The following is a 12704-nucleotide window of genomic DNA, read 5'->3' on the forward strand; positions in this document are numbered from 1 at the left end:
ACCATGGTGGCGAGGTTTTCATCCCGCTCGGCCTTGTCCAGAATCTTACCCATCAACTGATACTCGCTGTGTGTCAGACGCCGGTCGCGAACGCGATCTTTGGGCTTCCTGATGCCATGCGCGACGTTCGTGTCGACGATGCCCGCCTCCGAAGCATAGGTGAGGATACCGCCCAGCAAGCCGACCGCCCGGGTTGCTGTGCCCTGGCCACCCCACAAGATCGTCTTGCCCCTTAGCTTTTTGGTCTTTCGCGTAGCGCGGGTTTTGCCGAGGATGATGTCATTCATCATCTTCGTAACATCCACTTTGGTCAGATCACGCACCCACTTCTTGCCGATCAGCGGGATGATATGCCCATTGATCCGCCCGATATCGGTGGAGACCGTTGATGGTCTCTTGGGCTGCCCACGTTTCCCGAGGATGAGGCCGGCGTGCAGGTCTTCGACGTAGCGCTCACAGAGCTGTTGCACGGTCATGGCCTGTCGGTCTTCGTGGCGCTCTTCGGCCGGATCATCGCCCTGAGCGACGCGCCCTAGCTGGACCTTGGCCTCTCGTCTGGCTGTTTCGGCAGTCCAGATACCGTGGAGGCCAATCGTATAGCGGCGCAACCGTCCGTCACGGCGATACTGGATCACGTAGCTGCGCTTCCCAGAAGCGAAAACACGCAACCCGAAGCCAGGCAGGTCGCTGTCCCAGACGACGTAGTCCTTCTTCTGGCTCTTAACGCTTTCAACCAGCCGTTTTGTGATCTTTGGCATCATCAACCTCGTCATCAGAGCAACTGAGCCGCGTAAGCACCACGTAAGCAGTCGGGCGAAAGCTACGGAGTAGTTGCGGCTACTGGTTTCGACGACGAGCGAGCTTAAACACAAGCGATTTTAATATGTTAGCGTGCCGTGGCGTGCTGCGTCGCGCATTTCGGATAGGCCACGATTAATTGCTCCGAAGGCAGAGGTCACAGGTTCGAATCCTGATGGGTGCGCCATTAACCTCGAGACTCCGCGGTTTTGGCTCGCTAGCCAGAGCGCCCAGGCGCTGCCGGGCTTGTCGCGCGGTCGTAGATGATCCCGTGATGGATTGGACGGTTGGTTTTTAATTTATAATATAAAATCGATGCCTAAGTCGTTACTTGCTTGTACCAAGTACCAAATTTGCGCCGATTTCCTGTCTGTTGCGTCGTAAGCTGAGAGCGAGCGACTGTGTCGTGTCCTGAAGGTCGAGGTGCACGCACTATCGACGATCATCAGGGACGGTTGTCGCCATATTTGGATTTAGGCGCTTTAGCGGAGTGCAGATGGGGATTTCAGGCGGCCGGGAACCCTGAAGACGATGAGGTGCCGTGCAAGCGCGCCCCCCTCGGGAACATAGGCACTGTGCCACAGACATTCCTCAATGTTTGGCGCCGGCCCTGAGCGATCAACAAGTTCGAGCGCACCGAGGAAGCCGAGCCGGACATTCGCCGCCTGATAACTGGTTGCTTGCGCCAGATAGCGGCTGGCAGTCTCGGGTGAGAATTCACCCTCATGCTTCTTGAGTTCGATAATGAAAGTCGGGCCGCCCAGACTGATGTAGAGATCTGTCCGCCCAGTCGCGACACCGCGCACCTCGGACAGCACTTCCGCACCCACGAGATTGCCCTTGAGGAAGTCGCGGAGGTCAGACTGGAGGTCTGCCTCGCTCGGATCCTGGACGCGCAGATAGGTGCCGCGCGCGCCGAGGTCGCGAATATCGGCATTCTGCCGGTCACTACAGAATATCAAAATCTGTTGGAGGACTGCGTCGAACGTCTGCTGAATCTCGCCTGTATACTCGGTGCTGTCGGACAGTTGAGCACGTAACGACGCCAGCACACGTTGCAGGACCGGATTGGCAAGCTCGTGGCCATGAGCCGCATGGCTGGCGAGTCCGGCCTCGAGAACTCGCATCATGTCGGACGGAATCTGCTCGGTCGAAGTTCCCTCCGGGAGAATGCGCGCGAGCAGCGGATATTGCTCATTCTCCCCGACTTTTCCCGATCTGGCACCAGCACGGTAGACCTCATCCAATCGTGTACGGAGGCTGTGCGCGATCGTTCGCTGTGCATCGGGCCATTGGCCTTCGCTGAGTAGGTCATCGAGATGAGCGGCGAGGCCGCGTTCGCGCAGAAAAGAAGCCTCGATCCGCGGCCGCAGCACGGACCGCATACCGTCGCCGTGCGCGATGGTGCAGCTGGCGTCATAGACGGCGAGGATGCGATCCATCGTCGTAGCGGCATTGATCCAGCTCGGACGGGCCAGATCGTCGGCCGCACGCTGGACAATGCGCACAAGTTCGAACCATTCAAGATCCACGTCCTGACGGGGGGCAAGCCATGGAGCCACGCAGCCAGTGCGAAGCACTGCTGCACGTTCCCGCGCAGCGGTGACCAGATCAGTCAGCGTTTCTTGCATATCAGCGGCGCTCCGGTTTGCCGCAAAGCCGAGAACGAGATCAATAGCCGATCGATAGGCGCGCGCATCCGACCGATCATCATCAGCCTCGCACGCGCGTTCGAAAAGCAGCCGCGCTGTGCTGAGGCCGGCAAGGATCTTCGACATATCTTCGCCATCGAGCGCGCGCGCCAAATGTGCCAGGCCGAGTTCGAAAGCTGCTTCGCCTTCTGCTTCCTCATTGCCGAGCAGCCGGTGGAGCATCGTTAGCAGCTCATCCTCGCCCCAAGCATGGAAAGCGGCTCCGCCAATCTTTGCGACATGCTGAGCGAAAGGGCCTGGCACATCGGGCGCGACCTCGGCGAGTTCGAGTAGAGGGCGGTGACGGCTCACATCGCCTTCCAGCGCCAAACGGAAAAGGCCTTCTAGCGAATAGGCAGCGATCAGTGTTTCGCGCTCGGTTGCGTGTTCCCGAATTCGCCGCGTGAAGATTGCGACAACTGCCTGCGCCATGGCATGGCGCATCGCTGCGTCGCTGATGAACCGGTCGATCGCGTCGCGGAAGGATTGCGGATCGCGTGCCACATCGAAGCCGCCGATCAAAAAGTTATGTAATCGCGCGCCTTCGGTAGGTGGGGCAGCACTGATCATGTCAGTGAGTATGTCGAGGAAAGGCGACGCATAGAGCCGGTCAGCGTCTGCTAGGATTTCATCCACGCCGCCAAGATCATCAATCGTGATCGGCTGGCTGTTAGCCAGACGCGCCTCGAGAAGAGAAAGCGCACTCATGCTGCCAAGCGCGAAGGTGACCGCGCTACCATAGATAATCGTCGCCTGTCGCGGACTGGCACCATTGCTCACCGAGCTGATCAATAATCGCGCTGGCATTGGCGCTTCCGATGAAGATCTGTAGTCCCTCGGTTTCACGCGAAATCGCTTGAAGCTCGCTCAATACGGCGGTCAGATCACTGGGGCTCACTTCTTCAGCAGCAGGAGAGTCGACTATGAGGAGGCCGGGATGGCGACCGAGACCCCTTTCTTGTCCGACCCGAAGCAGAGCCACCGCAGTCGCGATCCGCAACCGCAGGCGCTCGCCTGCCGTCACCTTGCTGAAGCTGGTTGACTCTCCACCCTTGGTAAGTCGGAGGGAGGCATTTGTATTGAGCTTTACTTCCTCGAGCATCTGCACGCCGAGCCGCTGTCCCAGCGCGAGAATCTCCGTATTCAAGCGCTCTAATATGTCGCCGCGACCAACGTTGTAGGCTTTGTCTGCTTCTGCATGAGCTGCGCTGACAAGCGCAACATCCGGAGAAATAGTGACGGGGCGCGCCGGCATCTGGCGCTCCTTCAGAGCGCCCTCCAGTCGCGCAACTTCAAGTTCCGCCTTTCGACGCTCTTCGAATGTGGTACTCGTTGCCGCCTTGGAGAGTTCTTGGCGTGCCTTCTCGAGTTCGTCGCTGCTCATCCTCGACTTATCTCTGAGTGTCTTAGCATTGGCACGCGCACGATTGGCGGCAGCTTTAGCGGCAGCGAAACGCTTTTCGAGCGCGTCGAGACCGTCGCTCTCCCCTTCCATCTCTTCGATTGGGATACTTTCGGCGCACAGCGAACAGCTCAGTTCAGCGCTTTCGCGCTTCAACCGTTCACGCGACACGCGCGTCTCGCAACGTGGGCAGCAAACTGGCTGTAGTCCATTGAAGAATTGTGTCGCAACAATATTTTCTCGGAGATCACGCACCGCCCGTTCGTCCGCATTCGCGAAGCGTTCCAATTCGGTCGCTTCAGCCTCGGCGCGGGCTAGGCGTTGCTCCAGATCGAGAGCGATGGGTGAAAGACGGGCCACCTCGCCGGCAAGTCGCTCGAGTTCGGCGGCTGTAGCTGTAACCTGCGCGAAACTGTCAAGATTCTTCTTAGCAGCTCGGAGTTCGAGATCGATCCGTTCGCGTGCCGTTTCCGCGTCTTTTGCCGCCGCCGTAGCTGCCTTGGACGTTTTTTCGACTTCTTGTTCAAGCTCGCGCTTGGCAGTGCTGGCCTGCATCACAGTCGTCGCCCAAGGCATACCAATATACATCTGCAGCATGCGTGCTGGCAGGCCTGACATTTGGACATCGCCGAGCAACTGCTTATGGTCGCCGCCGAAATAGAGACCACCCGAGAGCGCAGCCCAGCCATGTTCGACAACTTGGCGCTCGCCCTCCTTGCCTTGCATTGCCGTAATCGGGTCGAGGTCGAGCGTGTTCATCATAAAGTGCGACATCGCGGCATCGAAGCCCTCGTCCGACATGAAGCGATCCAGTTCGTCTGTCTCGCCGGAGGCGCGGCGGCGCGCTAGAGTGCCACGCGGTACACGCTCATTGACTGCAAACTCCACCACGTAGCGCTGATCATCGACATCGAATTCTACGCACACCCAGGACAACCACCTGCGCACATCGTCCTGCAAACCCTTGGGCGTTCCTCGCAGCGCCCACAGCAGGATTTCCAGAACGGACGATTTACCACGGAGGTTTCGCTCGCTTGTAACCGCCCAGACGCCGGCGGTCAGCTCCGACCAGTCGAAGTCGATTGAGCCCTGTGCGGTTCCGCGCTTTTCTCCCTTGAATGCGATACGGCGTATCGTCAACGTACGCGCCGGCCGCAGCGGTCGGTCAGCCACAATTCCTCGCTTGCGAAGAGCAAGGTCCGCCTCTGCGGGGCGCATACCTGCCTTTTCTGCAACTGTCTCCAGCCAGCCACCGGTCATTCGTCGAGCCTTTCCAAGATTGCGGCAAGCCGCGCCAGCACCCGATCTGTAATCGGCTGGATTATATGGCTAAGTTCCGTTCCCGCGTATTCGGCCTGCAGGTACTGTCTATCCTTCAGCGCCTTGCCGCCCTGTGCGCCGGCCACCCGTGCCACGATGGAAGCACGATCACGATACCAGCCGAGTTCGGGCGCAGCAGCAGCTATTCGTCCTAACGCGTCTTCGCCTGCGGAGGTCAATAGATAGAGATGCTCGCGGATCTTGCCGCCAGGAGCACCGTCGCGCTTGATGCGAATGAGGTCAGCGGCCCGCAGGATCGCCAGTGCATTGTCGAGCGGCTCAAATGCCCCAAACAGATAGCGCACCATCGGTAGGCGTCGGAGATCGGGCTCGCGCTCATGGAATATACTCTGTACGATTGTCAGCAGATCACGCTCACCAGTCGTCTCGAACTCCGTTAGGAGTTCGTTGGCGAGATAATCTGGATTGCGCATCCAGAAGTCGAGCGCCTGCAGGCGCGATTGGGAGTGCAGTACACAAACAATATCTTGTCCCCAGCGGCTGGGATCAATTTTGTCGCCGGCCGCTTGAATGCAGGCGAGCAACCGTATGGCTGTCTGCCTTTCGCTGGCAACTGCTATTTCCGTCACTTCGAATTGATCCTGCTCTCGATCTTCGCCAACTTGCCCTGCCTTTAAAAATGCCCGATTACCTCGCAAAGACTAGCTAAAGCCGCTATGTTCGGCGCGAAATATACTGAACGTTACGATAAAGGCTCGATGTATCATCCGCCTAGCTTTAATTTATGCGCGCTTTCTTTTCGAGAGTTCCGATAGGGTTATCATTGATAAACAATATTGCCTTGAAGGCCGTCAGTTCCCCGGTTTGATGCAACTTGGTGGGCAGCGCGGCGGCCCGTCTTCACGCGGTCTCTCGCTGATCCGGCGAGTTTCTCTCTACGGTTTCCCCGACCGGCCGCCTTGCCAGCTTGCTGCGACTGCCATGCTGCGGTGCCATCATTCGGATTTTCTAAAGAGAAATGCCAACGCAGGTAATTGAAGAGCCAGCCAACGGATAGGGATCGCAATTTCATTCTTCATCGTTGCAGATTGGGGCATTAGGCTTGAAGTATCCGACTGAAAACCATTGGAGCTACTAGGTGTCTGCAGAGAGAATGATGCGTGAGCAATTTTTCTATGTTGCGGTGGCGAGGTTCGTTTTCCTGCACTCGAAACATGGTGTTGTTTCCGTGCGCGATCCGATTAGGCTTGCCGACGCGAAACGACACGACCTTTCCCCATTGTTGATCTACGGTCTCAGTGTAGCAAGGCTGCCCATACGCTGGATGACGTTTTCAACAGTTGCTGAACCGAAGCCCATTCTGACTGTCCTACAGGAGGCATGGGCGCAAGGCGAGGGCTTACGTGGAATGCCGGACATGCTGCGTGTCAATCGTCACGTGGCCAGCGCATGCCCGAGTCTGGCTTCAGACCTGGCAAAAATCGGTGTGCGCCTCACGATTGCCGAGGCCGGCGATAGGACCCATCCAGCAGCGTTGCGATCAGCCCAAGATGCTGCGCGCTGGTTGGGGTGGTGCCGCACTGAACGCCCCGGGCAGGGAGACTCGGTTTCGGCCTTGTGTCAAAGAGCTGCGGACAGCCATAGTTACGAAAGCAGTCGTGGAGCCCGTGCGAGCGAAAGCCGGGAGACACGCGACCGAGTTGAACAATGGCTCGGGCTCCCAGTTCGTGAAACCAAACGGTTCTGCGCCAACGGGATGGATTGGACACCTGGGCCCTGGCTCTACCCCCAAGAGACCACAATACCACCAACGCAACCTCGATACTTCCATAAGGACGAACTTGACGGAAGGATCTGGCTGCTCACGGGGCAAGAGCGGGGCTCAGGTCGGAATGAGGTCGACGATGATCCACCCTACAACGGTCGTGAGGAAGTCCCGGCTCTGGCCCGCAACCTCGTTGAGTGCTGGCCAAACCCTCCCGCCGAAATCGCGACCGCAGTCGGGATCTCACTTCGAGAGCTCCAGTGGTTCATCTCCGGCCGTGCGGATCTTGACCAAAACGTCCGCCACCGCCTCGAGAGGCTTCTTGGCATAGGCGTGGATGAGCGCTCAGGTTACTTCACCGCATTCGGCCCATATGTGCTGATCGCGCGCAAACCACAGGCGCTGGAGGCCGTCTACACCGAGATTTCTGGCGGTGGAGACGCAAACCCTTGGGAACTGCTTCCCAGTACCGGTGCGGCCGATCCAAGCTGGCGATATATCCTGATCAATACCTACGGGTCGCCACCCAGCTTCGTCATGGTTCCCCGTGGCGATCGGATTGCTGATCGGCTCGACGACCTGATCCTCAACTTCGCTGGCTCTCTCTCGGTCGACCGATCCTTCTATCAGGAGGTCGTCGCCACTTGTGCTCGCGCGTGCCGGAGCCCTGAGGCAAACATCACATCGATGACCGAGTTCGTGTGGCGCCATGAGCAGCACTGGACGGATTGCGCCTGGAAACCTGAGTAGGGGAGTGGTCCGGTGCAACAACTGTAAGCGTCCCCTTAGGTCTGCGTACGCAGCACAATCCTTGACTCTCTGCGCTCAATCATTATCTTTGCGATGTGCCATAAAGAGCATCTTGGGCCGGGTTATCTTGGATATCGCTCCGCCCACTTGGATGATGGTTCTGCCAAGAGAGCCATTTGCAGGACACGTAAGGGTGGCGTCCGACCCCTTGAGCTAAGGACGCGCTGCTACTGCGAGCACATCGATCAACGCACGGTTCCCACACGGGTGCCGTGCGTTTTCGTTCCAGAGAAGGCCGTGATCACCGACCAATGCGCATCCTCATAACGTGGGGTACGGTGTTCAACAATCGCGGTCCCGGTCCGCGAGCGGACAGCCATAACCCTGAGAGACCTCCAGTTGTGATCCCCGAAAAAGACGGGGGTGCCCTCTCGGACAATCGTCGCGACATACCCAGCCACGGACCCAAAATCAGGAAAGCCGGCCGCGATCATCTCGCGCTCGTGTTCAGCCCAGATGTGCTCGGCGCCAAAGCCGCGATTGGGACCAGTGTGCCGACCACGAAAAAGGCGGATCTCACCGGCGGGCAGGATAATGCCAGGCGCGCGCATCTCAAGCAGCCGTCCGAAGGCGAGGGCACCCGAAGGATGCAGGATCGGGGTCATCGACATCGGTCTCAGTCCTCGGTCTTTGTCGCTGTCGGTCGCTGCCTGGCAGCCGCTGCCCTAGCGTTTGCGCGTGCATTCGGGCGCTCGGTTTTCTGGCGCGCGGCTTCACGTTCAGCCCGTTCGTCGTCAAAATCCGGGGCAAGCTTCTTCAACTTCCGAACCAACCCGTCGAGATGATAGATGTTCGATCCGAAATCCCCTGCTGCTGTCGTTTGCTGCTCGCGCCTCAGAAACCCCTGTGCCTCCAGGTCGCGAATATGCTTCTGCAAGGTCGTCTCAGACATATCCAGACGCTCAAGCAGCTTCCGTTTCGACGGGAAGGGGGGCTTCGCCGGGTCCATCCAATAGCTCAGCAACTGAACCAGAATATTGAACTGGGCCGTGTTCAACCCAAGACGCTTCTGGCCCCGAACGAGAATGTTCGGAACCCCGGTAAATCCGTGGCTCATAACAGCAGGACCGAAGATCCTTTCGGTCGAAGACTTCTGGCGTTTTGCCGGGGCGGGTGCTGCCTTTTGTGGCGGGGTCTTTTTCTGGGGCATGGCTCGTGCCTCCTTTCGGCATTGGAACTACGAGCCACGTTTCCTTGGAACAAGGCGCTCCGAAGGGTTGGCGGTGTGCAGTTTCTACGCCCACCTGTATTCCGGTATCCCGTTGACTGCGGCTTCCCGATGACTGGATCACGGTACTTAGCTGTTCAGGTTCTTGGGTCAGGTGGGCCGAGATCTACACCTACCCGTGGGGGCAAATATTTGCCATCGCGAAATGCCCGTCAACCCCCGAAAACCTCCGGTTTCTCTCACCAGGATAGCGCGTCTTCGTGGCAAGCGCTACATCGGTGGCCTGCGCGCGTTCGTCGAATGCCCGAACCCGCGGCCTCTTCAAAGATGGTGTTGCAACACGCACGACTCACCACTACGTTCAGTTTTAAGGGTGAATCCCGTAGCTGTCGCCGGCTGAAACCTTCGTCTCCTGATGCTGCACTTGACCTCGATCTCTCACTCGATGGTCGTGTCTAACCGGCGATCACGGCCTTGGAGATGAGCATGATCGACGCAACCATTCCGTTTCACCTGTCTGCAACCGACTTGCCTAACTTGAAAAGGGCCGAGGCACTGCATCTGCCGAGTATCGCACCCAGTCTCCGCCCGGAGCTCGTTGCGCGCGCCTTAGGCTTTCACACCGCCACGGGTTTCAGGCAGACGCTCCAGGCCGCGCCTGATCGCGAGCATGAAATCAAGCTCTCTTTCCAGGCGGCAGCAGACTTCGCCCGCTCGCGCGCGCTCGTCGTGTCGGCCCGGAACATCTACGATATCCTCGCGACGACCGTTATGGTGAAGGAAGCCTCACGGGATCCGGAAATCAACGACATGGGGTACGGCAACAGATATCTCTGGCCGGAAAACCGCCACATCCGCGACGAGCTGGCTGGTGTGCCTGTCCACATGCAGGGCAATGTCCGGTCAGAAATCTGGCGCAAGCGGATCAGCGAGTCTCGTGCCAAGGTAACGGACATCGCGAAACGTGACAGCCTCCTTCATGCGCTGGCCTATGCGTCCTGCCTCGAGAAGATCAAGACGATGCAAGAAAAAGGGGCCTACTTCCTGAAGCACCGAGCCGAAGAAACGCCCTTCCGGCTCTTCGGACACGTGGTGATCGGACACAATTACGTATCGAACACGGATATGATCATCGCAATGTTGCATCTTGGCTTCCAGATGAATGGCCGGCACCGGATGGGGGAAAGGCTGCACCCACGGTTCAATTACTCAATGAAATCGGTCGTCGCGATGAAGCCACACTCCGTCCGAAACGAAGACGCCGCCTAAGCTGTCTCTGCCCCCGAGCCGGGAGAGAATGATTACTCTGATCCGCGCCAGAAATAGTCGTTGGTGAGCGCGAAGCGCTCACCAACCAAACTTTGGACATCGGCTATGCCAGCGGCCGCGCCCTGCCTGCCGGCCCAGAGGTCAGCGCTTCTTGTTCGATTGGGACAGCACCGAACCTGCGAGTGCTTTCGTCTTGTCGGAGTAGCGATCGCTACGAAGGACCTTGGAAGCCAGATCTTCCATTTCGGCACCCGTTTGACGACCGGTGCGGGACTGTGACAGCGCCGAGCCGGCAAGCTTTCGGGCAACCTGAGAAGAACCTGGTTTGAACAGTGTGTCGGCTGCCAGAGAGGCAACCTTACTCGAAGTGCCTTTACGATTAATCGCCATGAGGGCCTCCCTATGTAGTATGCGATTGGTTTCAACATGCCATATCTGGGGTTGAGTTCCTGCAACTGCAAGTCCACCCTACAAATTTTTGCCGACGTACTCGGGCACAAGCTTCGCCGCTCATGTGCCGCCTTTCCGACACCGCGTGCAAGCCAGGTCGGGACCTGCGGTGCAGCGGTTACTCATTCGTCGAAGGCTGCTGCAAGCAGTTTCTGCTTCAGCGATCTGAGCGCAGATTCTGACTGTTCCGGCCCGGACCACGCCGGGGCGTGAACTGCATTACTTGCCGGACGCTTCCCAACAGCGAGCCGCCCGCGGGGGGAGCAGCTCCTCGAGTTGTTTGCCCAATGAGAGCGTGCAGCTACTGCCCGAGGTCAAATATCAGTCTGGCCTCTGGCGATGCTCCTTGTGGGGCAGGCTTATCGCAGTCCCTGCAGTTGCAGGCATTCCTTGACGGCTGCAGCCCGCCTCTTGTCCAGGTACTCGGCCAGATCATCGATGTGGACGCCTTTGGCGCATTTCTGCGACGCTTCCATGCGGACGAGGGGGAGGGTGATGGAACCGGCCGAGACTTTGCGGATGAACTTGTCGGTACTCAGGCCGAAAAAATCCCTGGCGACATCCTCAGCGGGAATGATCGGTCGCCCGGAATACATTGCTATCAAGAGAAACGCCGTGTTCATGATCCCGGAGTGAAGCACGATGGCATAGTTGGGAGAAGGGCCCGCAGCGGGTTGGCGGGGAAACGGATAGCATGGAGCGCAAATCGGACGGGTACGTTGGGTCGGAGAGACTATCTGAAGCGTCTGAAGGGGTAGGGAACCCGTGCCTGGGTGGTCATGCATAAGGCGTACCTCGGGTCGCAAGCATCCTCGGGAGATCGAATGCGAGCACCTTCGGTGCATCCGGCATGAAGCCTTTCACGCCTTTGGACACTTCGACATCAGTTGCTCCAGGGTCGGCGGTGGATCCGTGTCGTTTTGGATCAGTGTCTGGGACCAAAGGATCGAGGTTTCGTAAAAACTTCGACACACCGTCTCACCGTCCTGGTCGAACCAGTGTGTTGCCTCCGGCAGAAGCTCAAATGGCAAGGGGTGGTGCGCGAACGGATTGTGAAAGACCTCGATTTCAGCCGACCACGGTTCACTCCCTATCGGCCAGAGGTTGCGATACTCATCGCTGGTCACATCAAGGCAGAAAGGGATGCCCCTGAGAGCGCCCGGCGTCCTGTCAAAGAAGTTGCCAATCCGCATGTACCGCAAACCACTCGGTGCACCCTGACCCGATACCGCAACGCGGTTGAGTTTGGCCATCGAACACGCGTTCGAAAAGATAACTGCGGAGAGCTCGGCATGGCCCGCATCGGCAAACAGGCCGGCGGGAAATCTGGCCTTGCCCTTGAGGTGAGATGCCTTCGTCGGATGCGCAAACATGCGCCCGTCGATTTCAACCTCTTCTGCGCCCTCGCCATAGAGATATCCGATCAGTCCTTCCCGGCTCCAGATCATCGATGCCGGTGCCTGAAAGTCCGCAATCGCCAGGGCGAAGGGCTGATCTTTTACATGCGGCAACTGATCATAGTTGCGAGCAAGCTTGTTGCCGATCGTTTTGGCAAAGCGCAAAGCTCCGGCGCCGAAAAACGCCTCTTCCCGGTCGGCTGGCAAGGCGCTCGGCGGCGCGTTCACATGGTTGTAAGGATCTGCCGGATTGGCCGTCACGGCTTCCACCCATGCCGAACCGCCAAGCCTGTTTTCGATGCGGAAGTCCGGGTACTCATGTGGTTGGGTCACGAGCAATCCCTGTGAACCGCCCCGGGTTTACCGGAGGGCAAAACTCTCGGAGAATTGCCCGTTATGGAACAGACATCAAAGAAGAAGACCGCGAAGCCGTATTCACCCGAGTTCCGCGAACGCGCGGTGCGGCTGGGGGGGGAACACCGCGATGAGTATCAAAGCGAAGCTGCAGCGCTGACGGCGATTGCAGGTAAATTGGGTTGTTCGCCGGACAGCCTTCGGGTTTGGGTGCGTCAAGCTCAGCGCGATGGTGGCGAGCGGCCGGGTCAGACGACGGCTGAGAAAGCCCGGATCAAGGAGTTGGAGCGTGAGGTGCGCGAACTCCGTCAAGCCAACG

Annotated in this window: 13 protein-coding genes; 3 read left to right on the plus strand and 10 right to left on the minus strand. The window is 58.5% G+C overall.

What is annotated here, in order from left to right; genetic code table 11:
- From G481_RS0118070 to G481_RS26105, 5 genes are all read right to left on the minus strand, one after another.
- On the minus strand, positions 1-758 hold a 758-nt coding region (locus G481_RS0118070; RefSeq protein ID WP_028028695.1), incomplete at its 3' end, for an Arm DNA-binding domain-containing protein.
- A 522-nt stretch (positions 759-1280) separates the two neighbouring features.
- Positions 1281-3269, minus strand: a complete 1989-nt coding sequence (locus G481_RS24530; RefSeq protein ID WP_154664679.1) for a hypothetical protein — start codon at positions 3267-3269, stop codon at positions 1281-1283.
- On the minus strand, positions 3223-5151 hold the full coding sequence (locus tag G481_RS0118080) for a coiled-coil domain-containing protein (RefSeq protein ID WP_028031245.1): 1929 nt from the start codon (positions 5149-5151) through the stop codon (positions 3223-3225). The genes G481_RS24530 and G481_RS0118080 overlap by 47 nt, the downstream gene beginning before the upstream one ends.
- Positions 5148-5801 (minus strand): hypothetical protein, encoded by a 654-nt coding sequence (locus G481_RS0118085; protein ID WP_028031246.1) that lies wholly within the window; start codon positions 5799-5801, stop codon positions 5148-5150. Before G481_RS0118085 ends, G481_RS0118080 begins: the two co-directional genes overlap by 4 nt.
- A gap of 191 nt (positions 5802-5992) precedes the next feature.
- On the minus strand, positions 5993-6244 hold the full coding sequence (locus tag G481_RS26105) for a hypothetical protein (protein ID WP_154664680.1): 252 nt from the start codon (positions 6242-6244) through the stop codon (positions 5993-5995).
- Between the two features lie 84 nt (positions 6245-6328).
- Here G481_RS26105 and G481_RS0118090 point away from each other — a divergent pair, with 84 nt between their 5' ends.
- Positions 6329-7687, plus strand: coding sequence for a hypothetical protein (locus G481_RS0118090; RefSeq protein WP_211235234.1), 1359 nt, complete (start codon positions 6329-6331; stop codon positions 7685-7687).
- A 245-nt stretch (positions 7688-7932) separates the two neighbouring features.
- On the opposite strand, the gene G481_RS0118095 is transcribed toward G481_RS0118090, so the two are convergent.
- A complete protein-coding gene (locus tag G481_RS0118095; RefSeq protein ID WP_028031248.1) occupies positions 7933-8358 on the minus strand; it encodes a hypothetical protein in 426 nt (141 codons plus the stop codon).
- 5 nt (positions 8359-8363) lie between these two features.
- On the minus strand, positions 8364-8897 hold the full coding sequence (locus G481_RS24535; protein ID WP_078527709.1) for a helix-turn-helix domain-containing protein: 534 nt from the start codon (positions 8895-8897) through the stop codon (positions 8364-8366).
- Between the two features lie 504 nt (positions 8898-9401).
- Here G481_RS24535 and G481_RS0118105 point away from each other — a divergent pair.
- Positions 9402-10184, plus strand: a complete 783-nt coding sequence (locus G481_RS0118105) for a hypothetical protein (protein ID WP_154664681.1) — start codon at positions 9402-9404, stop codon at positions 10182-10184.
- A 141-nt stretch (positions 10185-10325) separates the two neighbouring features.
- On the opposite strand, the gene G481_RS25680 is transcribed toward G481_RS0118105, so the two are convergent.
- From G481_RS25680 to G481_RS24540, 3 genes are all read right to left on the minus strand, one after another.
- Complete coding sequence (locus G481_RS25680; RefSeq protein WP_078527705.1) at positions 10326-10574, minus strand: hypothetical protein; 249 nt, start codon at positions 10572-10574, stop codon at positions 10326-10328.
- A 419-nt stretch (positions 10575-10993) separates the two neighbouring features.
- A complete protein-coding gene (locus G481_RS0118110; protein ID WP_028031250.1) occupies positions 10994-11257 on the minus strand; it encodes a pyocin activator PrtN family protein in 264 nt (87 codons plus the stop codon).
- A 237-nt stretch (positions 11258-11494) separates the two neighbouring features.
- Positions 11495-12364: a hypothetical protein gene (locus G481_RS24540; RefSeq protein WP_051294648.1), complete on the minus strand. Its 870-nt coding sequence runs from the start codon at positions 12362-12364 to the stop codon at positions 11495-11497.
- 63 nt (positions 12365-12427) lie between these two features.
- On the opposite strand from G481_RS24540, the gene G481_RS25690 reads away from it, so the two are divergent.
- Positions 12428-12704, plus strand: a 277-nt coding sequence (locus tag G481_RS25690) for a transposase (protein WP_154664682.1), incomplete at its 3' end; no start/stop codon positions are given.

This window comes from Gemmobacter nectariphilus DSM 15620, from assembly GCF_000429765.1.
In the GTDB taxonomy this organism is placed as follows: domain Bacteria; phylum Pseudomonadota; class Alphaproteobacteria; order Rhodobacterales; family Rhodobacteraceae; genus Wagnerdoeblera; species Wagnerdoeblera nectariphila.